The sequence below is a fragment of the Paenibacillus sp. FSL W7-1332 genome (genome assembly GCF_037969785.1).
In the GTDB taxonomy this organism is placed as follows: domain Bacteria; phylum Bacillota; class Bacilli; order Paenibacillales; family Paenibacillaceae; genus Paenibacillus_AQ.
This window is the reverse complement of the sequence record NZ_CP150209.1, coordinates 2,037,031-2,057,751: the sequence shown is the minus strand read 5'-3', so window position 1 is coordinate 2,057,751 and position 20,721 is coordinate 2,037,031. Positions and strand designations below refer to the sequence as shown.

18 protein-coding genes and 1 pseudogene are annotated in these 20,721 nt (G+C 50.5%); 6 read left to right on the top strand and 13 right to left on the bottom strand.

The annotated features are described in order from the left end of the window. The first annotated feature begins 18 nt into the window (after positions 1-18). The 5 genes and pseudogenes from MKX98_RS08935 to MKX98_RS08915 all read left to right on the top strand — a co-directional run bounded on the left by MKX98_RS08935 (position 19) and on the right by MKX98_RS08915 (position 4,653). Complete coding sequence (locus MKX98_RS08935; protein WP_339222667.1) at positions 19-363, top strand: hypothetical protein; 345 nt, start codon at positions 19-21, stop codon at positions 361-363. Between the two features lie 235 nt (positions 364-598). Next, on the top strand, positions 599-1,090 hold the full coding sequence (locus tag MKX98_RS08930) for a cation:proton antiporter regulatory subunit (RefSeq protein ID WP_339222665.1): 492 nt from the start codon (positions 599-601) through the stop codon (positions 1,088-1,090). A gap of 3 nt (positions 1,091-1,093) precedes the next feature. After that, positions 1,094-2,338, top strand: coding sequence for a cation:proton antiporter (locus MKX98_RS08925; protein WP_194541559.1), 1,245 nt, complete (start codon positions 1,094-1,096; stop codon positions 2,336-2,338). A gap of 17 nt (positions 2,339-2,355) precedes the next feature. Then, the gene (locus tag MKX98_RS08920; RefSeq protein WP_339224369.1) at positions 2,356-3,225 is read left to right on the top strand and encodes a YitT family protein; all 870 of its coding nucleotides are present in this window, start codon (positions 2,356-2,358) and stop codon (positions 3,223-3,225) included. Positions 3,226-3,299: 74 nt separating this feature from the next. After that, positions 3,300-4,653 (top strand): annotated as a pseudogene (locus MKX98_RS08915) (IS3 family transposase). Positions 4,654-4,791: 138 nt separating this feature from the next. Here MKX98_RS08915 and MKX98_RS08910 read toward each other — a convergent pair. The 5 genes from MKX98_RS08910 to MKX98_RS08890 form a co-directional block, all read right to left on the bottom strand. Then, a complete protein-coding gene (locus MKX98_RS08910) occupies positions 4,792-5,007 on the bottom strand; it encodes a DUF2905 domain-containing protein (protein WP_339224367.1) in 216 nt (71 codons plus the stop codon). A gap of 113 nt (positions 5,008-5,120) precedes the next feature. Further along, positions 5,121-5,954 (bottom strand): carbohydrate ABC transporter permease, encoded by an 834-nt coding sequence (locus MKX98_RS08905; protein ID WP_071222826.1) that lies wholly within the window; start codon positions 5,952-5,954, stop codon positions 5,121-5,123. A gap of 2 nt (positions 5,955-5,956) precedes the next feature. After that, a complete protein-coding gene (locus MKX98_RS08900) occupies positions 5,957-6,850 on the bottom strand; it encodes a sugar ABC transporter permease (protein WP_339222663.1) in 894 nt (297 codons plus the stop codon). A 78-nt stretch (positions 6,851-6,928) separates the two neighbouring features. After that, entirely contained in the window at positions 6,929-8,257 is a 1,329-nt protein-coding gene (locus MKX98_RS08895; protein ID WP_194541557.1) for an extracellular solute-binding protein, read from the bottom strand. Positions 8,258-8,416: 159 nt separating this feature from the next. Further along, positions 8,417-9,904, bottom strand: a complete 1,488-nt coding sequence (locus MKX98_RS08890) for an alpha-N-arabinofuranosidase (protein ID WP_339224366.1) — start codon at positions 9,902-9,904, stop codon at positions 8,417-8,419. Between the two features lie 424 nt (positions 9,905-10,328). On the opposite strand from MKX98_RS08890, the gene MKX98_RS08885 reads away from it, so the two are divergent. Next, positions 10,329-11,246 carry a winged helix-turn-helix transcriptional regulator gene (locus tag MKX98_RS08885; RefSeq protein WP_194541556.1) on the top strand — a complete coding sequence of 306 codons (918 nt, stop codon included), beginning with the start codon at positions 10,329-10,331 and terminating at the stop codon, positions 11,244-11,246. A 210-nt stretch (positions 11,247-11,456) separates the two neighbouring features. On the opposite strand, the gene MKX98_RS08880 is transcribed toward MKX98_RS08885, so the two are convergent. The 8 genes from MKX98_RS08880 to urtC form a co-directional block, all read right to left on the bottom strand. Continuing rightward, positions 11,457-12,638 carry a sn-glycerol-1-phosphate dehydrogenase gene (locus tag MKX98_RS08880; protein WP_339222659.1) on the bottom strand — a complete coding sequence of 394 codons (1,182 nt, stop codon included), beginning with the start codon at positions 12,636-12,638 and terminating at the stop codon, positions 11,457-11,459. Between the two features lie 61 nt (positions 12,639-12,699). Further along, positions 12,700-14,370 (bottom strand): ribulokinase, encoded by a 1,671-nt coding sequence (locus MKX98_RS08875; protein ID WP_194541554.1) that lies wholly within the window; start codon positions 14,368-14,370, stop codon positions 12,700-12,702. Between the two features lie 45 nt (positions 14,371-14,415). After that, positions 14,416-15,105, bottom strand: coding sequence for an L-ribulose-5-phosphate 4-epimerase (gene araD / locus MKX98_RS08870; protein ID WP_071222819.1), 690 nt, complete (start codon positions 15,103-15,105; stop codon positions 14,416-14,418). A gap of 93 nt (positions 15,106-15,198) precedes the next feature. Continuing rightward, positions 15,199-16,287, bottom strand: a complete 1,089-nt coding sequence (locus MKX98_RS08865; protein WP_220686104.1) for a GntR family transcriptional regulator — start codon at positions 16,285-16,287, stop codon at positions 15,199-15,201. Between the two features lie 101 nt (positions 16,288-16,388). Continuing rightward, entirely contained in the window at positions 16,389-17,876 is a 1,488-nt protein-coding gene (gene araA / locus MKX98_RS08860) for an L-arabinose isomerase (RefSeq protein ID WP_194541552.1), read from the bottom strand. Positions 17,877-18,142: 266 nt separating this feature from the next. Continuing rightward, positions 18,143-18,838 carry an urea ABC transporter ATP-binding subunit UrtE gene (urtE, locus tag MKX98_RS08855; RefSeq protein ID WP_194541551.1) on the bottom strand — a complete coding sequence of 232 codons (696 nt, stop codon included), beginning with the start codon at positions 18,836-18,838 and terminating at the stop codon, positions 18,143-18,145. Next, the gene (gene urtD / locus MKX98_RS08850; RefSeq protein WP_339222656.1) at positions 18,816-19,655 is read right to left on the bottom strand and encodes an urea ABC transporter ATP-binding protein UrtD; all 840 of its coding nucleotides are present in this window, start codon (positions 19,653-19,655) and stop codon (positions 18,816-18,818) included. Before urtD ends, urtE begins: the two co-directional genes overlap by 23 nt. Beyond that, positions 19,630-20,718: an urea ABC transporter permease subunit UrtC gene (urtC, locus tag MKX98_RS08845; protein WP_220686105.1), complete on the bottom strand. Its 1,089-nt coding sequence runs from the start codon at positions 20,716-20,718 to the stop codon at positions 19,630-19,632. Before urtC ends, urtD begins: the two co-directional genes overlap by 26 nt. Positions 20,719-20,721: the final 3 nt, after the last annotated feature.

The following is a 20,721-nucleotide window of genomic DNA, read 5'->3' as shown; positions in this document are numbered from 1 at the left end:
GACGAAGGGGGAGTAACCGTGAACTGTTTCTTAAAAACAGCAAGAATTCTTTGGATGCTGGTACTTGTTCTGGTCACGGCATTTGCCCTTTACATTCCCGTCCAGGAGTACTACAGCAGCGAAGCCCATGATGAGCGGTATGTATACAAGCATGACCATCATCTGAAAGCGGCTGTTCTGAAACACTCGCAAATTCTCTCCAAACTTAAGGCAGCCGGCAATGCCTTGCCGCTGTTCTTATTGATGTCGGCCGTTCTCATGCTGCAGGCTCCCAAAACACGTCTGCCTTATCGGCCGATCATTCCGCTTCGACTCCGGCTTTTATTATTATTCCCCATTAAATACACATCGAAGTTCGTTTAGTATCCTCCCCTTTTTCGCATTCAAACTGACTGCGGTTTCTTAAATTCGCCCAATTTCTCATTTCTCAGGCAACCCTACGATCAACCTGTGATGATTTACGTATGCACATGGGTTTATTAAAGACTGTGCAATTTCATCCTGAATGGATTGTTTTATTTGGCTGCGTATATTTTGAGATCCGTGTGACCGGTCTGCAAAAAACTAAAAAAGTGTATTTTTAGGAGGATTTTAACCTATGCATGTTCGCGAAACAGATTTGCCCGGAATTGGTAAGAAGTTCGTAATTGATACCCGCGGAGGCGATAAACTGGTCATTATCATCCACGATGACGGCCGCCGTGAAATGTACCATTATGAGCATGACGATCCGGACGAAAGCATCTCCATGATTTCCCTGGATGATGATGAGGCTCGCCAAATTGCCGCCATCGTTGGCGGTCTCACTTATAAACCTAAAGCGCTGGAAACGATCGACATCGCGCTGGACGAATTGATTATCGAATGGTATCGCATCGAGCCCCATTATTACGGGGCTGGCAAATCGATTGGTGATTTGGGCGTACGCCAAGCCTCAGGTGCAACCATCATTGCGACAGTTGATAAAAACAGTAAACAAATCAATCCCGGACCTGACGTTATTATTACGACGGACTCGACACTCGTTGTCGTCGGTGAACGTCAACAACAGCGGCTATTTAAACAAATCTTGATGAACGGACGTGGTTGATGAATGGATCATTTGGTTTTAGAAGTTGGACTGGCGATTTTCCTGATCGCCCTGGCGGGGTTGCTATCAGCTAAACTCCGGTTTTCCGTCGTCCCTTTCTACATTCTGGTGGGGATGGCGGTAGGGCCTCATGCTTTTCATTTTGGATCATTCGATTTTCGTTTTATAGAAAGTGCCCCGTTCATCGACTTCATGGGTCGCATCGGCGTACTGTTCCTTCTGTTCTATCTCGGCCTTGAATTCTCGGTCGGCCGGTTAATCAAATCAGGGAAGTCCATCGTTGTCGGCGGCAGCATCTATATTGCCATTAACTTTACGCTTGGACTGATGATCGGGATCTTTTCCGGTTTCCCCGTGGCGGAAACACTCATTGTTGCGGGAATAACCACGATCTCCTCAAGCGCGATCGTAGCGAAGGTGCTGGTTGACCTGAAAAGAACGGCGAATCCCGAAACCGAGATGATTCTTGGTATTATCATGTTCGAGGATGTTTTCCTGGCTGTCTATATCTCTATTCTTTCCGGACTCGTATTGAGCGGATCATCATCGCTGGGCGGAGTACTGATATCTGCGGTGATCGCCCTCGGATTTATGCTGCTTGTCCTTATTCTTGGCCGTAAAGCCGTACCACTTCTGAATAAAGCATTAAATATACGGTCGAACGAATTGTTTGCCTTGGTTGTTTTTGGCGCGTTGTTCCTGCTCGCAGGATTCGCCGAGACGATTCATGTCGCTGAGGCCATCGGCGCTCTTCTCGTCGGGCTTGTCCTGGCTGAGACAGAGCATCGTGAACGCATTGAGCATTTGATATTACCATTCCGTGATTTCTTTGGAGCCATATTCTTCTTTAGCTTCGGTTTAACGATTGTACCTTCCGAGCTTGGCGGAGCTGTGTGGTTATCGCTGATCGCCGTGATCATCACGCTCCTTGGTAACTTTATTGCAGGCATGCTTGCAGGACGCAGTGCGGGATTGTCCTCCAAAGCATCCTCCAATATCGGTCTGACCATCGTATCTCGCGGAGAATTCTCCATTATTCTCGCGAATATGGGTAAAGCGGGCGGACTTGCAACCTTCATTCAGCCGTTTGCAGCCCTGTATGTGCTGATACTGGCGATACTCGGACCGCTGCTCACCAAGGAGTCCAAGCATGTGTATAACTTTTTGAACAAAATCATTAAATTTAAAGACTATAAGGAGAAGAAACCGGTTAAACCGAAGCTAAAGGATGAAAGTGCTAGCGGATAAAGGAGGGTACATTGCCTATGGTTCAAGCCCCGGTTCGGGTAACGAACGGTCCGCAAAAGGCCGTAAATAAGGCAAGTACACGAAGAAGAATGAGCATGGCTGCCATCGGAGGACTGATAGCGGCATTCGGTTTAGATTTATTTCTTGTTCCCAGCGGCATCATCGCGGGCGGCGTCACAGGAATCTCTGCCCTCGCTTCGCATCTGACGGGACTTCATACAGGCATGTTTCTGTTTGCATTAAACCTGCCTCTGCTCCTGCTGGTCTACCGTAGGTCCAACCGTGAAAGAGCCGTCATTGCCACCGTCGGGCTGCTTACTTTTTCTGTATGCTCGATCCTGTTTTTTCCGGTTCCCGCTCTCATTGACAGCAAGATTGGGAGCGCAGGCATCGGCGGCATTATCCTTGGGCTGGGCATTGGACTCGGCCTTCGTTACGGCGTCGTTCTGGACACACTCCAAATGCCCAAGATGCCGCAGCAGATATCACATCTGCTAACCCGTTTAAAGCTGCCATACGTCCATATCATGGTCAATACATTCGTGCTGTCATTGGCCGGACTGCTGCTCGGCTGGGAACGAGCGATGTACTCTGCGATCGCCTGCCTGATGGCGCTGGAGACCGGACGTATTACGACTTCAAGCCTTCCGCTTAAACGTGAGGTCCGGATTCGAAGCGTGAGCGAAGCGGTAATCAGACACAGCATGAAATCCATCATGGGGTATGATTCCCAAGCTGCTGACACGAAAGATGACGCTATGCATGATGGCGACACCATCGGTTCGAGGCAGCTGGTCTATCGGGTTCACATTTTGGAGATGCCCAGGTTCAAATCCATTGTGAGAAGCCTGGATCCGAATGCCGAGATTACCATCATCCAGGAGTAAGTTTCTCTCTAACATGTAAATGAACTGCACCCCAATTGTTAGACACATCTAACAGTTGGAGGTGCAGTTTTTTTATGACTATATTTACTAAGGATAGCAAATTGGCATTAATTCAAGGGTATGACTCCGATCTTCTATCTCAGACAGAATACGCAAATCAAATGGGCGTTACCAAGTCTCAATTCCAATATTGGTTGAAGCTCTATGAGATGCATGGTGAGCCTGCCTTTACTAACGGCTATACAAATTATCCGGTAAGCTTTAAACTGGACGTACTCAATCATATGGCTCAATCAGACGCTTCTCTCATGGATACCGCTGTTTTGTTTAAGCTTCCGGACTTCTCCATGCTGTATTCCTGGCAGAGAAAGATGGAGACAGGCGGTTTAGAAGCCCTTGAGCCAAAAAAGAAAGGGCGTCCATCCATGAAGAAAAATTCCAATTCGTCTACCAAACGATCCATAGTTCAAGGGTCTGTCGAAGCACTCGAAGAACGTATCAAACAGCTTGAAATGGAAAATGAGTATCTAAAAAAGTTGAATGCCTTAGTTCGAAACAAGGAAAAATCACCAAACAAGACAAAGCACAAGCCGTCTGGCAACTAAGGCATAAATATCCGGTGAAGGCACTCGTACAGCTGGCTGGTATCCCGCGCAGCACCTATTACAACCTTATAAAGCGTATGAACCAACCAGATCCGAATGCCGAGTTGGGGGCTGAAATCCAGTCCATTTACGTGGAACATGATGGACGTTACGGATATCGCCGTATTCGTGATGAACTGGCAGTCCGTGGGTGGAAAGTTAACCACAAAAAGGTTCAGAGACTCATGAAGAAGATGGGCCTTCAATGCCTGGTTCGCATGAAAAAGTATAAGTCATATAAAGGAACCGTCGGCAAGATTGCACCGAATCATCTGGACCGCCAGTTCGCGGCTGGGGTGCCAAATGAGAAATGGGTGACGGACATTACGGAGTTTAAGTTATTTGGAGAAAAGCTGTATCTATCGCCCATTTTGGACTTATTCAACGGGGAAATTTCTCCTATACCATGGGTTCACGACCAACCTATTCTCTGGTATCCGAGATGCTGGATGCAGGACTGAAGCGTCTGCCAGAAGAACACCAACTTCTCCTTCATTCAGATCAAGGATGGCATTACCAAATAAAGCCGTATCGCCATGCGCTTAAGTCGAGTGGCATTCTCCAAAGCATGTCACGAAAAGGGAATTGTTACGACAATGCCGTCATAGAGAATTTCTTCGGCATTCTCAAGTCGGAATTTCTGTACTACAAAGAGTTTGAAAGTGTGGAACATTTTAAGGAAGAACTGAAAAAGTATGTTGAATACTACAATACCAAACGGTTAAAGGCAAAATTAAAAATGAGTCCGGTACAGTACCGAACTCATTTTGAGAAAGCTGCCTAATGAAATAACCGTGTCTAACTTTTGGGGGTCACTTCAGCCTGTTTTTTTTAAGATATCAGGAGTATAAACTCCGAAGCTTAGGCCTTCCTGATATCACAAGAAAAACATCCCTAAGACGTTTTTCTTATGATATCCCTGCTATTTACGAAACTGCTGGATCAGAAACAGAATCAACGAGCCCACCACGCTGATGACGAGGCAGGTTACAATCGGGAAATAAATTTTGACATGGGGTTTATCCACCACGATGTCACCTGGCAGCCGGCCGACAAATCGTCCAATGACAGGCCACAGCAGCCCGATCACAATTAGAGCGCCACCTATCCATATTAGAGCCCGAGTTACAGGATGCAAGGGTACGCTCACCTCATTCATCAAATCAAACACATAAGCACGCAGGTTTCCTTGTATCATAACGGATTTGAGGTGCCGCCTGCAAGGTCGGGTCCTTCCTGTCAATCAAGCGATCATCCTTTCACTGCCCCAGCCGTCATTCCGTCGATAAAATACTTCTGGAAGGCCATGAATAAAATAAAGATCGGGATGATCGAGAAAAAGGAGCCGACAATTAATAAATCATAGTTGTTCCCGTAAGGGGTCAAGAGCGTCTTCAATCCGATCGGAAGGGTATACTTGCTATCGTCGCTGAGCACCATGAACGGCCATAGAAAGTTGTTCCAGCTGTTCATGCCGTTCAGAATCGCCATAGCAGCGAAGGATGGCTTCATCACAGGCAGGATCAGCCGCATATAGATTCCGTATTCGGTCGCGCCGTCCACCCGCCCTGCCGCAATCATTTCTTTTGGAACCCCTCTTAAATACTGCCTGAAGAAGAAAATCGTGGCCGCGCTCGCGATCCCCGGCAGGACTATCGCCGAATATGAATTCATTAGGCCCAGGTTGTACGTCAGGGAGTATAGCGGAAGAAGAAGAATTTCAAAAGGAACCATCATAATCAGAAGCACGCAGATAAACAAGAAGTTCTTGCCGATGAAATCGTAGGCTGCAAACCCGTAGGCAACGGTTGCACTGACCAGCAGGGTTAACGTAACCTGCACCACCGTAAGGAGCAAGGAGTTAAAAAACCACATGAAGTAGGAGTGATCGCCCGTAAACAGGTAGGTGAAATTGTCCAGGCTCATCACCGACAGATCAAATTTCAGATTCAGTCCATACCGGATCAAATCCTCGCCGGGTTTAAACGAGGCAATGGTGACGGCATAGAAAGGGACCAGGATTAGAAAGCACAGTATGGAGAACAAAATGAAGAGGATTATTTTGACCAGCGTTTCTCTTCTCATCCTCAATCCTCCTTCTTGAACATGCCGGAGAGCTTCAGCTGCGTCAGGTTAATGAGCATGGTGATTGCCAGCAGCACAATCCCTACAGCGGCCGCATAACCCAGATTGTTCTTCTCAATGCCTTGACGGTACAGATAACCGACGATCGTGAGACCGATATTTTTCGGGGAGTTGTTGCCGTTCCAGAGCATCATGCTCTCGATAAACATGGCAAGCCCCGCATAAATGCTGATCGTTAACACATAAATCGTGGTCGGCTTCAACAAAGGCATCGTGATTTTGGTAAACTTCTGAAAGGCCGAAGCCCCATCGATGGATGCCGCCTCGTAATATTCGCCCGGGATGTTTTTGAGCCCAGATAAAAAATAGAGCATATTCACTCCCGTCCACCGCCATGTGGCAAGAGCCACCAGAGCAATAAAACCGGTAACCTGTCCCTTCAGAAACTTCACCGGGTCGATCCCGAACCACCCCAGTATACTGTTAATGAGCGACCCTTCCATCTCGCCGAACATCAGCCGAAAAATGGTGCCTGCTACAACAACCGACGTCAGTGCCGGGAAGAAAAAGGATGACTTAAAAAACTCTCTTCCCCACATAAACTTATTGTTGATCAGCACAGCAAACAGCATGGGGAACGGAATCAGGATAAGGAGCGTCAGGATCATGTATATCGCGCTGTTCGTCACCGCCTTCAGAAAGACGCCGTCCCCCATCAGCTTCCCGTAGTTAGCCAAGCCGATCCAATCCGCCTCCTGCCCGAGCTGCGTCTTCTGAAAGCTCATGCTAAGCGAGCTGCCCAGCGGAAACACCCAGAATATGAGGAATACCAGAATAAAGGGCAGGACAAACACGTAAGGAGCAACCTTTTGCGAGTACAGAAATTTTTTAATCATGATTCTACTCCTTTAATGAGATCCGCTCACCGACGAATCCATGAGCAGCTCTTCGTTTTAGTACCGTATGAGCGAGTGTCATTTCAATTCCTGTTCAATTTGCTTTTGGGCATCATTCAGTGCTTCGGTAATGTCCTTGCCATCCTCAAAAATCTCGTTGAAGGTCGTGGTGCACAGGACGTTGTTGATGGTAGGCGATGCGGAGGTCGATTTGATTAACCGGATTTCATCCCGGATCTCATTCAACACATCAAACGGGTTATTGACAAAATATTTCACGAACTGATTCTCGGCATTGTGCGTAACATCCTTCATGTCCCAAACGTCCATATTAACCGGATCGAATCCAAGCGTGTTCCAGATCTCTTTATTGGCATCCAGGGACAGCTTGGCGAATGCCAGAAAGTCTTTCGCCAGCTGTACGTCTTTTGCGGTCTTGGTAACGACCGTGCCGGTGCCGCCGCCGCCAACCGATCTTGGCATTCCTTCTTCAATGACCGGAATCGGCGCGATGGCTATTTTCCCGGACAAGTCGGACATGTAGTTGGTGTATCTGGACATTTGCCACAGCGGCATAAAGGCCGTAGCGTAATTTCCTGCATTAAACTCCCCATAGGCTTCCTCGGTATCGGGCTGGCCGCCGGCAATGGTCGCTATGACATTGTTATCCTGCAAGTCCTTGAGCAGCGTCATGGCCTTCACCATCGCTTCCGAGTTCACGATCGGATTGCCGGAATCGTCCGTCAGATCCGCGCCTTGCTGCGCCAATAGCATGGAAGCTTGCCAGGCTGCGCTTGTATCGGCTGTTCCCATGTACTTGCCCGTTTTTTCATACACCTGGATACCCGCCTGCTTGAAATCCTCCCAAGTTACGATATCCTCAAAGTTGACCCCGGCCTCCTCCAAAATCTCGGTATTATAGAAGGCTACGGATGCGCCAACATGGGTCGGGATGCCGTAGTTAACATCTTCCTTGCTGTATAAGTCAATTCGGGATTTGACGATGGTATCCCGGTATGGATCAATCACGTCATTGAGCGGTTCCAGCTGCGGCGTACCGGACAGGAAATCTGGAAACTTCCCAAGCTCGATATCCGCAATGTCGGGTGCCCCTGTCCCCGATTGAACCGCAATAGACAATTTGTTATGCATGTCGTCATACGGCATGACCGTCACGTTCAGCTTGATTTGGCGTTCGGGATTCTCAGCGTTCCATTTACCCAGCATTTTCTCGAAATGCTGTCCATGCAGCTCAACAAACGTCCAATAAGACAACTCCGTAGCGCTTTCCCCTGCCCCGCCATCCAGAACCGAGGTTTCGCCGCCGGCATTGTTCGATTTACCGCACCCCCACAGAAACAGCGTCAAACATAACACCATGAATACAACCATCCATTTTTTCATCATCCTACTGGACCTCCCTTAATGTTCGTTCATACAAACCTACACTTCAAAAATCGTACTTCTGCTCTCCTCCAGAAATAAAGCGCTTTCATAATGTGTGTAATTTGATATGAGTAGTTGGGAGATGGGGCAGCCCATGATTCAACTGCCCCGTGAATTTCCTTAAGCTTTTTTCAAGCGAATAACGTTCCATGATGCTTTGCCAAGCCTTGCGGTAACCATGCCATTATCAAGCTTAGCTCCACCCTGGTGATGAGGCTTGACTCTTTCCTCGGATGCGGTATTCACCGCTTTCAGATCCTCATGCTCCATCACGATATGCTCCAACAGCCGGTAGCCTTCAAAGCTGCGCACATCACATTCGAGCTCCAATGCTTCCTCCAGATGACGATTCACGGCAAAGATCGTAATTTCTTCATCCTCTTCGTTATGAACAACCGCGCTGTCCAAATACGGAACATCGGTAAAATCCTTGGAATCATACTTCGGTGACTCAACGATCGGCAGCAGCGATACGCCCCGGCCAAATCTGGAAGCATGCAGATACGGATAAAAGATCGTCTGCTTCCAAGAACGGCCACCGTTCTCGGTCATAATCGGCGCGATTACGTTGACGAGCTGTGCCAGGCAAGCCATCTTCACCCGGTCTGCGTGGCGCAGGAAGGTGATCAGCATGCTGCCGACAAGAATGGCATCCTCGAAATTATACACATCCTCCAGCTGCGGCGGAGCAATGCTCCATGGATCAATCTGCCTGTCGGCGTCATTGGAATGGTACCAGACATTCCACTCGTCGAAGCTGAGATACATTGTCTTTTTGCTGCGTTTCTTAGCCTTGATGTAATCGCAGGTGGATTTGACCGTATGAATAAAGTGATCCATATCCAGGGAAAGGGCCAGATAGTTGGCGGTATCGTTATCGCGGTTACCGTAATATTGATGCAGCGATATGTAATCAACCGCCTCGTACGTATGATCCAGCGTCACGGCTTCCCATTCAGGGAATGTCGGCATCCCCGTGCTCGAGCTTCCGCATGAAACCAGTTCAATGGTCGGGTCGACAAGCCGCATGGCTTTTGCCGTCTCCAGCGCAAGCCGGCCGTATTCCGTCGAGGTCTTATGTCCGATCTGCCAAGGTCCATCCATCTCGTTGCCAAGACACCAGGTCTTGATCTTGTGCGGCTGTTCATAACCATGACTGCGTCTTAGATCACTCCAATATGTGCCTCCGGGATGGTTGGTGTATTCCAGCAGATTTCTGGCGGCATCGATCCCCCGAGTACCCAGGTTCACGGCCATCATGACATCCGAACCCACTTCCTTGGCCCAGGATATAAACTCGTTCGTGCCGACATCGTTCGGCTCCAGCGTTCTCCAGGCCAGCTCCAGCCGCTTTGGCCGTTCGGCAACAGGACCTACGCCATCTTCCCAGTTATAGCCCGATACAAAATTCCCGCCGGGATATCTTATAATCGGGACATCCAGTTCCTTGATCAGTTCCTTTACGTCGTTACGAAAACCTCCTGCATCCGCGGTTTCATGGCCGGGTTCGTAAATCCCACCATATACAGCGCGGCCTAGATGTTCAATGAACGAACCATAAATACGGTTATCAACTTGCGCGATCCGAAACGACTTATCCACGATCATACGTGCTTTCAATTTCTCAGCTGCCAAGTCCTTCACCTTCCGTTAATATAATTATGAAACAATTCAAATAATATTGAATGAATTCGTTTTCAAGTATAAAATATCATATGAGAGATCAGCTGTAAATATAGAAATATAAAATGATTTATATAAATTAGAAATGAATTACTTTTATCCCTAAAAGATCGTTTAATCCTGCTCAAAATCACCATTTTCCCGTGTATTTCGAGTTATTATTTTCATAATAATCTCAAACAAAATGAGTTTCCACTGCTCAATTTCTTGTTTTTCCAATAAAAATCACGCAGAATCAGATGGCATCTTTATTTAGCGCACATATTGATTTATAATTATTTGAAATAAACAACTTTACCTATTTACCATCGTTATATAATCCTTTAATCGGAAGAAGGTTTGAGATAAGATGATCTACATTAAAGATTTAATGAGCGGGCTTGACATCTTTAAAGCGCTCAGCTCGGAAATTCGCATTCAAATTTTGGAACTGCTGGCCAAGAACCAAAGCTTGAACCTGAACGATCTCGCGAACAAGCTGAATCTCAGCAATGGTGCTATTACTATGCATATCAAGAAATTGGAAGATAGCGGCCTGATCGAAATCAATACGACTGGCGGGAAGCATGGCATTCAGAAAATCTGCTACCTGAACAAAGATACCCTCATGGTTGATCTTCGCAGCAAGGACATTGATAACTTGTACGAGGTGGAGATTCAGGTTGGCCATTACAGCGATTATCAAGCTATCCCGACCTGCGGGCTTGCGACCAAGGACAGCATTATCGGAGATTTTGACGATCCGCGTTATTTCGCCGATCCGGAGCGGATCAACTCGGAGATCATCTGGCTTACCGAAGGTTTTCTGGAATACCGGATTCCGAATTATTTGAAGTCCAACCAATCGTTCCGCGAGATCCAATTCTCTCTAGAGCTTGGCTCCGAGGCGCCGGGATATTGCGACAATTATCCGTCGGACATTTTCTTTTACGTTAACGGGATCGAGATTGGCAGCTGGACAAGTCCGGGAGATTTCGGGGACAAACGGGGTACCTTCAACCCTGAATGGTGGCCGCCGCATTTGAACCAATACGGCATGTTGAAGCTGATCCGGATTAACAAGGAAGGCAGCTTTATCGATGGATGCCGCATTTCGGATGTCGGTCTGAACCAGATTCAGCTTGATTACAAGAGCGAGCTCACCTTCAGGATCGCCGTTAACGAGCGATCTGTTAATAAACGCGGTTTAACGATTTACGGCAAGCATTTCGGCAACTACAGCCAGGACCTGTTGGCCCGCGTGCTGTATGATGTGAAGGAAGATTAAGAGGAAATACAGATACTTCGTTATTTGAATGCTTTGAGACACAAAGGATTTCAACAAAAAGGGGCTCTCCATGATCATTCGATCATAAAGAGCCTCTTTTTCATAGATATCATCATAAGCCTGTGTTAAGAACACGAATGATAACTTCACTGTTTTATTGAACGATTACAGTTCATGATTCATCCACTTCCATGGACTGCTCCGTCTTTTCTAACCAACCTTGGCCTCGTTCAATGCCCTCAAAATGGTATGGCGGTCGCGCAGCGTGTGCGCCTCCTGAAGACTCTCCCGGAACAGCTCGTCATCAATGCCAAGCTCCTGCAGGGTTGACGGACCTCCGGCTTGCCGCAGCAGCTCGGCGATCTCCTCCTTCGAAGGGACCTTACGCAGCCACTCCCGAACCTGCTCTCTATATGTCGCCCAGTGTGTAGGCTCGGCATGAGGATACATGCCCTTATCGGCCGCGTCGTGATAAAGGCTCGATATTTCGCTGCAGGCCACCCCCACTTTGGCACCATGCAGCAGGGCCCGGTTGCCGCGGCGCAAGTACTCCATCTCCCAATAATGCGACAGATGATGTTCCGCCCCGGAGGCAGGGTGGGACTGACCGAACAGCAGCATCGCGATACCCGACTCGATCAAAGCCGTCATCAGAATGCGGATCCCTTCCTCCGTGCGCTGGCCAATCGCCTCCACATGCTGAATGCAAGCCTCAAGCGCCTTCTCCGTAATGGCCGCCACCTGTTCATCATAGGGCTCGCCGGCCGTGGTCGAAGAGAATTTCCAATCCAGCAGCGATGTATATTTGCCTAGCATATCGCCAAAGCCTGCCGCTACCAGCGGCTGCGGTGCCTTCACAAGAATGTCCGGATCGGCGAATATCGCGATCGGAGCCGTGGCCGCAAAGGTTTGCTTGACTCCCCGGATCACGATCGGCGCTCCCGCCGAAGTAAAGCCGTCGACCGAAGGTGCCGTAGGCACCGAGATGAAGGGTTTGCCGCTCCGATGACTCACAAAGCGCGTAATGTCATGAATGGTCCCGGACCCCACAGCGATCAGGCATCCTGTCCCTTCAGGCTCCACATCGATAAACAGCTGCATCAAGGAGCGTTCATCCGCGACAACGTCGCCTTGCTCATCTGGCTGAATCAGACACAGCCGGGGCTTCTGACCATCGGCTTCCAGGCTCTGCACCAGCTTTTTACCCGCCGCTTCATACGTATTCGCATCTGCAACAACGATTGGTGAACTGAGGCCCTGCCGTTTAAGATACGAAGGCACGTCTTGCACAGCGCCGGGCTCAAGCACCATGGTTTCTAGCCCGCGGAACGTCGGCTGCTGCTCCCTAATCCGGTTCATTAAACCTTTTGCATCGTTCAAGTAATCCGTCACGTTCGTTCCTCTCCTTCATCCCATCCTGCCGTATTTATTCAGGCTTCTAGTCTGACAGGGCCTATTCAGCCGTTTGCTTAATTCGTTTCAGCCGCTTCATCACGTCGTTTTCGCCCCGGCCAAAATAGTCATGCAGCTTGCTGTATTCCTGATACAGCTGCTCATACACTTCCACATGCTCCGGAATCGGCTTGAAGGTCTCTTCCTTCACCCGTGCCATCTTCTCGGCGGCATCGATAATCGAATCATACCCGCCCTGCGCCTCGCCCGCAGCGACTGCAGCGAACATCGCGGCGCCAAGCGCCGGCGTCTGTTTGGAATCAGCCACCATAATTTCGCGATTCGTAACATCCGCATAAATCTGCATCAAGAGACGGTTCTTTTGAGGCAGTCCGCCGCAAGCATACAGGACGTCCACCGCGACACCGTTCTCGTGAAAAGCGTCCACGATTTTGCGCGTACCGAATGCGGTCGCCTCAAGCAAGGCGCGGTAGATTTCCTGCGGCTTCGTCAACAGGGTCATCCCTAAGATCAGCCCGGTCAGATCCGTATCCACCAGCACGGAACGGTTGCCGTTCCACCAATCCAGTGCGAGCAATCCGGTTTGACCCGGCTTATAGGCAGCCGCTTCTCGCTCAAGCCATTGATGCACGCCGATTCCTTCCTCGGACGCAGCTTCTTTTACATACGCGGGAAGGGCTTCCTCGACGTACCATTCAAAAATATCGCCTACTGCCGATTGCCCGGCTTCATAACCGTATAATCCGGGAATGATGCCGTCCTCGACGACACCGCACATCCCTTCAACCTGCTTCTCTTCGGTACCGAGCAGCATATGGCAGATCGATGTGCCCATCGCCATTACCAGCTTGCCCGGTGTGACGACACCGACCGCAGGCACCGCGGCATGAGCGTCAACGTTGCCGACGGCCACGGCAATCCCTGGAGTTAAGCCCATCATCTCCGCCATCTTCTCAGTAAGACCGCCTGCGCTGCTGCCGAGGGGACGGACCTCTCCGCGCAGCTTCGTATCGGTCAGATCCTCCAGCCGGGGATCCAGCGCCTTAAAATATTCCTTGCTTGGATATCCGTCTTGTTTATGCCATATCGCTTTGTAACCAGCCGTACAGCTGTTGCGGACAATCTGGCCGGTCATTTGGGAAATGACCCAATCGGTCGCTTCCAGGAATCGGTCCGCACGTTCATAGATCGCCGGTGCCTCATCAAGAATTTGCCATACCTTGGCAATCATCCATTCGGAAGAAATCTTCCCGCCATAGCGGGGCAAGAAGGCTTCTCCGCGCTCAGCGGCAATCGCGTTGATCTTGTCTGCTTCAGGCTGGGCGGCATGATGCTTCCACAGCTTAACCCAGCTGTGCGGCTGGTCGGCCAGCTCCGGTTGGAAGCAGAGCGGCTCCCCAAGCTCGTCAACGGGCAGCATGGTGCAAGCCGTAAAATCAATGCCGATGCCGATCACATCCGCCGGATCAATGCCGGATTGCTGAATAACGGCAGGCACGGATACCTTCAGAACCTCCAGATAATCCCCCGGATGCTGCAGCGCCCAATCGTGCTCCAGCTTCTTACCGGAACCTGGCAAAAATTCATCGATGACATGATGCCGGTAAGGCGTAACATGATCCGCTACTTCCTGCCCGTCAGCCAAATTAACCAACACCGCTCGCCCGGACTGTGTTCCGTAATCAACACCAATGGTGTATTTATTCCCCATCTTATTTCCTCCCCTACAGATGAAATCATGAATGATGAATACAAGTTACTTTTGACCGTAATAGGCATTAACTCCATGCTTCCGCAAAAAATGGCGATCCAGCAGCGTCTGATCCATCGGTTCGGTTTCCGGATTAATTTGCTGCATCCGGGCTGCAATTTTAGCGCATTCCTCTAACACTACCGCGTTATGCACCGCATTATGCGGATCCTTGCCCCACACGAATGGCGCATGCGAATGGACAAGCACCCCGGGCACCATGTTCGGATCCAGGTCCGCGAATCGCTCGACAATAACGTTGCCCGTCTCCAGCTCATAGGCTCCCTCAATTTCTTCGCGGGTCATGGGCCGCGTAACCGGAATCTCTCCGTAAAAATAGTCGGCGTGCGTCGTTCCGTAGGCAGGAAGCGCACGTCCGGCTTGAGCCCAACTCGTTCCCCACGGAGAGTGGGTATGCACAATTCCGCCAATCTCTTTAAAGTTCTGATATAGGACCAGATGAGTCGGGGTATCGGAGGAGGGGCGCATATCCCCTTCAACGACATTTCCCTTCAAATCCAGAACGACCATGTCGGCCGCTTTTAAATCCTCATAAGGCACACCGCTTGGCTTAATGACAAACAGTCCACGTTCACGGTCGATGCCGCTGACATTTCCCCATGTAAAGGTAACGAGTCCGTGCTTCGGAAGCTCCAGATTCGCCTCCAGCACCTGCTGCTTTAAATCCTCCAACATGAACAACCGCTCCTCTCTATATTTGAAAAATATAGTTGTACGTACAAGTTGGCAAACAAGAGTCCGAAACTCGGACCTTGCACTCCCTTATCTCTACCGTTTCTTCACCGATTCTCTCTCCACCAGCTCCGGCTGAAACACCGTATCCTCTATAACGGTATGAAACTCAATCATACTAATTAATTGTCTGGCCGCCATGATTCCCATCTCTGTCTTCGGGTGGGTCATCGTCGTCAGCTTCACGCCGGAAGCAACGGCAAGCGTCGAATCATCGAAGCCGACCATGGACACATCCTGCGGAATATGCAGCCCGCATTGCCCGGCAGCCTCCGCTAAAGATACAGCCAGCTCGTCGTTATAACATACAAACCCCGTCGGTCGCTGCTCCTCCGGCTGCTTCAGCAACTGGATGGCCTGATCATACGGAAGACTTCCCTTCTGTTCCGTTGTATACGTAACCACCCGCTCCGGTGAAACGGGAATTCCAGCCTCGCGATGCGCACGTAAGAAGCCTTTCAGCCGGTTCACGCCTTGAAGATCATCCCGCTTGAAGAATCCGGCTATCGCCTGGTGTCCGTTCTCGATCAAATGACGTGTGGCCTTGTAACCGCCAAGCTCATCATCAAGCTTCAGACAAGGACATTCCAGCTCCCGATACTTCTCATTGATCATCAAAAACGGAATTCCCTTCTCCTGCAGGGACAGGAAATACGTCAAATTCGGGTTGCCCTCCGCACTCTTGGTCGGCTCGATAATGAGCCCGCTGAGCGGCTGACTGGTCATGAGCTGAAGACTCTCCATCTCCTTCACCTTGTTGTTATCGGTACTGGAGAGCAGCAGGCGATATCCCTTGCTGCGCAGCTCCGCCTCCGCTCCCCGAACGATATGCGGGAAGATATAATCCGAGATGTAGGTTGTAATGATGCCGATCGTCTTAACCTGCTCACTCTCCCGCCGGTCGGGATTTCTGGCGAACGTCCCTTTTCCCTGAATCCGTTCCAGCCAGCCCTCCTTCTCCAGCTCGCCGAAGGTTTGGCGGACCGTCTGGCGGCTTACGCCGAACTGGTCGGCGATTTCATGCTCCGAAGGAACCTGTTTGCCTGCTTGAAGCCTTCCGGATTCAAACCAGGAGAGCAGTTCGTTTTTTAATACAATATATTTGGGTATCCGTCTATTATTCATCATTCACCTCTAGCCTCACGCACTCATTATGTTAGGATCACCTGCAATCCTAAGTTATCTCGCTATTGTAACACAGGCCAGGGGAATGCCGACAGAACCAGTTACCGCAGACGGTATGCGGCTTCACTCCAACGGAGCTCGTTCTTGAAGCGCGGTATCGTTGTATCCTTATCAATAATGACCGCTTCAATGCCGACCATCTCCGCCCAATCGCTCAAATGCTCTGCCGTCATGGCATAAGATAGAACGGTATGGTGCGCTCCGCCAGCCAAAATCCACGCTTCCGCAGACTCGCGAAGGGATGGCTGCGGTTTCCACAGCACACGGGCAACCGGCAGCTTCGGCATCGGCTGTTCAACCTTGACGCCATCCACCACATTCACCAGCAGTCTGAAACGGTGTCCGAGATCAACCAGGGAAGCATTCACAGCCGGGCCGTCCTGGCCGTTAAACACGAGACGTGCCGGATCTCCCTTGCCCCCGATTCCGAGCGGATGAACCTCAAGCGTCGGTTTATCCAATGCGATGGTCGGACATACCTCCAGCATGTGCGATCCAAGAATCATATGATTCCCCGGCTCGAAGTGATAGGTGTAGTCCTCCATGAAGGAAGTGCTTTTATTGCCGGCAAGCACCTTCAATACACGGGTCAAGGCAGCTGTTTTCCAATCCCCTTCCCCGCCGAAGCCGTAACCCGACTCCATCAGACGCTGTACGGCGAGTCCCGGAAGCTGCTTCATTCCATGCAGATCCTCAAAGGTCGTCGTGAATGCGCCAAAGCCGCCTTCCTCGAGGAAACGACGAAGCGCAATCTCGATCCGGGCTTGGTACGCAATGGAATCGCGTACAGGGCCATCGCTAAGCCCTTCCTTGGTTATCGAATACAAGTCGGCATATTCATTCAAGAGGGCTTTTACCTCATCATCGCCGACTTCATTCATGGACTGCACAAGATCGCCGATGCCATAACCGTTCACGGACCAGCCAAGCTTGATTTGCGCTTCTACTTTATCTCCTTCGGTTACTGCCACCTGGCGCATATTATCGCCGAAGCGGGCCACCTTCAGCCTGCGGCTCTCGGCATAGGCCGCGGCGGTCCGCATCCAGCCGGCAATGCTGTCACGAACCTCCCCGTCTTCCCAATGGCCCACAACCACCTTGCGGGCAATGCCGAGACGGGCACCGATATGACCATACTCGCGATCACCGTGCGCGGATTGGTTCAAATTCATAAAGTCCATATCAATCGTTTCCCAAGGGATATCCCGGTTGAATTGGGTATGGAAATGAAGAAGCGGCTTCTGCAATTGGGCTAGCCCCGCAATCCACATTTTGGCCGGGGAGAAGGTATGCATCCAGGTCATAATCCCTGCGCAGGACTCATCGTTGTTAGCCTCAAGAATCAGGTTGTATATTTCATCGGGTGTCGTTACGATCGGCTTGAACACAATGGGGTAGGAAAATACAGGATCTTTATCAAACTCCGTTGCCACGATGCGGGAATGCTCAGCTACCTGCTCCAGCGTTTCGGGACCATACAAGTGCTGGCTTCCGGTGACGAACCAAAAAGAATGCGGTTTCAATTTCATAATAATAACGCCTCCTGTATGAATGCTTGCTCACTAATTTGTACATACCTATATACAATAATTATCGATCTACTTATAAATGTACGTACAAGTTGAATCACTCACATTCTAACCCCGCATCTCAAAAATAGCAAGATCTAAATAAAAAAAAGAGCTGCCCCTGCAGGTGGAAAAAACGAACCCTTACAGAGACAACCTTCTATTTATTCAAATGATGATGATAATTTATCTCCAAAACGCCAATGAACTCGAATGAGTACTCTTCCTTAGACCGTCAAATAATGCTCGAACTGCTCCATATCGATAGCATCCTGTACCCCTTCGGCAACAATTGTGCCTTTATCCATGACATAGATATAGTCGGCTACGCTCCGGACAAACTCGATGCTCTGCTCCACCAGAATGACCGACGTTTCCCCTTTGGCTTTGATCCCCCGGATCACGTCTTGAATTTCCTCCACGATGGAAGGCTGGATTCCCTCGGTCGGCTCGTCGAGCAGCAGCACCTTGGGTCTGGAAGCGAGCGCCCTCGCAAAGGCTAGCTGCTGCTGCTGACCACCGCTTAAATCACCGCCTTGACGGTGGTACATTTGGGGCAGCACTGGGAACAGGGCTAACACATCCTCCGGGAATGCCTTCCTCCTCGGCACGATTGGCTCAAGTCCGAGCAGCAGATTTTCCTTCACGGTAAGCTGGGGAAAAATCTCGCGCCCTTGCGGAACATACCCGATGCCGCCTCTCGCTCTTTTTACGGAATCCCAGCCGGTAACCTCCTGCTCGCCAAGAGTCATCCGTCCCTGCCGGATTTTCAGCTGCCCGATCAGGGTCCGCATGAGCGTGGTTTTGCCGACGCCGTTGCGCCCTACCAGACACACGACCTTCGCCGGGTCGACAACCATGGATACGCCGCGGAGGACGGGGCTCTCCCCGTAGCCCGATTCAATGCCCTGCAGCTTGAGCATTCGCCTCCCTCCTTTTTCCCAGATAAACTTCGGCTACCAGCGGATCGCGTTGAATCTCCTGCATGGAGCCTTCCTTCAGCAGTTTCCCTTCATGCATCACGGTAACCTTAGCGGCAAAAGAGCGGACAAACTCCATGTCATGCTCAACGACAACGACGGAGCATTCCTTGGCGATACGCTGGAGGAGCGCACCGGTCTTCATCGTCTCCTCGTCCGTCATCCCCGCTACCGGCTCATCGAGCAGCAGAAGCCGCGGCTTCTGAAGCAGCAGCATGCCGATCTCCAGCCATTGCTTCTCTCCATGCGACAGAGAGCCTGCCCGAACGTGTATCCGATCGGGCAGCCCGATCAACTCCAGAACCTTCTTCATTTCGAACGTGGTGCATCGATTTCTCCTGGCCTTCAGCGCACGGAACACGCTTCGATCGGGATCGACTGTCAGCTCCAGGTTTTCTTTGACGCTCAGGTTAGGAAATACCGACGGCGCTTGAAATTTTCGCCCCACGCCGAGACGGGCGATTTCATACTCCCGCTTTCTGGTGATTTCCAGTCCGTCCCCCAGCAGCACCTTTCCTGCGGCAGGCTTTGTTTTCCCGCAGATCACGTCCAGCATCGTGGTTTTTCCCGCGCCGTTCGGGCCGATCAGAAAATGCAGCTCATGCTGACGCAGTGCCAGATTCATGCCGTTTACCGCCACAAACCCGCCAAAAGTGACCGTAATGTTCTCCGCGGACAACACGATGGTGGAAATACCGATATCCCTGACTTCTCCATGGACAGCTAGCGGCAAATCAACTCTCTTCGCGTACGGCTGCATGCACAGTCCCTCCTCTTCGAGATAATGACGAAACCACCTTGCTCCACAATCCGGTCAATCCTTTTGGCATCAACACAACAACGATGACAAATAATGCACCCAATACAAGCAGCCATCCTTCCGGATAAGCCTCGCTGATCCCGGTCTTGGCTGCGTTCAGCAGCACGGCGCCAATAATAGCGCCGATCAGCGTTCCCCTGCCGCCGAGAGCGACCCAGAGCACCATTTCAATGGATGGAACGATGCCCATCATTGACGGCGAAATAATGCCGACCTGAAGGACAAACAGCATGCCTGCAAGCCCTGCCAGACCGCCCGATACGGCAAAGGCAAAGGTCTTGTAACGGGAAGGGTCAAAACCCAGAAACCGCACCCGGTTCTCCCCATCTCTTGAGGCTTCCAGTACCTGGCCCACCCTGCTGTTCACAATTCTTCGGCACAGAATATAGGCTCCTACCAAAGCGGCAAGCGTAATAAAATACAACCCGATTTTCGTTGACGGCGCATTCAGATTAAAACCCAAAATGGAATTGTATCCCGTAAGCCCGTTCGTTCCCCCTGTCCACTCCTGCTTGCCTACAAACAGCGTAACCACAATCATAACCAGAGCCTGCGTCAGAATCGTAAAATATACGCCGACGATCCGGTTGCGAAACGTAAAGAATCCAAGTATCAACGCAAGCAGGGCCGGAAGCAGCATCCCGAGTAGCAAGGCCGCGGGGAACGATCGGAACGGCTCCCAGAACCATGGGAGCGCCGTCACCCCACTCCATCCCATGAAATCAGGCAGGGAAGCGCCGCTGGCGTCCAGCTTCAAATACATGGCCATGGCATAAGCGCCTAATCCAAAGAACACGCCGTGCCCAAGGCTTAAAATGCCGCCATAGCCCCAGATCAGATCAAGCCCGACCGCCAGGATCGCCAAAGCCAGAAATTTCGTTAACAAACCGAGGCGAAAAGGGGTCGTGAACAAAGGTGCCATACACATCAGGAGCAGTACCACGCTCCACATCATCCGTTTCGATCGGCTGCCGGGGTTTCCTGTCAACCATTTCAGCACCATACC

Bases quoted from the DNA above. Each gene is read 5' to 3' on its own strand.
- MKX98_RS08930 (WP_339222665.1), top strand. From the start codon at position 599: ATGCATGTTCGCGAAACAGATTTGCCCGGAATTGGTAAGAAGTTCGTA.
- MKX98_RS08920 (WP_339224369.1), top strand. From the start codon at position 2,356: ATGGTTCAAGCCCCGGTTCGGGTAACGAACGGTCCGCAAAAGGCCGTA.
- urtC (WP_220686105.1), bottom strand. From the start codon at position 20,718: ATGGTGCTGAAATGGTTGACAGGAAACCCCGGCAGCCGATCGAAACGG.
- MKX98_RS08885 (WP_194541556.1), top strand. From the start codon at position 10,329: ATGATCTACATTAAAGATTTAATGAGCGGGCTTGACATCTTTAAAGCG.
- urtE (WP_194541551.1), bottom strand. From the start codon at position 18,838: ATGCTCAAGCTGCAGGGCATTGAATCGGGCTACGGGGAGAGCCCCGTC.
- MKX98_RS08905 (WP_071222826.1), bottom strand. From the start codon at position 5,954: ATGAGAAGAGAAACGCTGGTCAAAATAATCCTCTTCATTTTGTTCTCC.
- MKX98_RS08900 (WP_339222663.1), bottom strand. From the start codon at position 6,850: ATGATTAAAAAATTTCTGTACTCGCAAAAGGTTGCTCCTTACGTGTTT.
- MKX98_RS08895 (WP_194541557.1), bottom strand. From the start codon at position 8,257: ATGATGAAAAAATGGATGGTTGTATTCATGGTGTTATGTTTGACGCTG.
- urtD (WP_339222656.1), bottom strand. From the start codon at position 19,655: ATGCAGCCGTACGCGAAGAGAGTTGATTTGCCGCTAGCTGTCCATGGA.
- araA (WP_194541552.1), bottom strand. From the start codon at position 17,876: ATGAAATTGAAACCGCATTCTTTTTGGTTCGTCACCGGAAGCCAGCAC.
- MKX98_RS08925 (WP_194541559.1), top strand. From the start codon at position 1,094: ATGGATCATTTGGTTTTAGAAGTTGGACTGGCGATTTTCCTGATCGCC.
- araD (WP_071222819.1), bottom strand. From the start codon at position 15,105: ATGTTGGAGGATTTAAAGCAGCAGGTGCTGGAGGCGAATCTGGAGCTT.
- MKX98_RS08865 (WP_220686104.1), bottom strand. From the start codon at position 16,287: ATGAATAATAGACGGATACCCAAATATATTGTATTAAAAAACGAACTG.
- MKX98_RS08875 (WP_194541554.1), bottom strand. From the start codon at position 14,370: ATGGGGAATAAATACACCATTGGTGTTGATTACGGAACACAGTCCGGG.
- MKX98_RS08890 (WP_339224366.1), bottom strand. From the start codon at position 9,904: ATGATCGTGGATAAGTCGTTTCGGATCGCGCAAGTTGATAACCGTATT.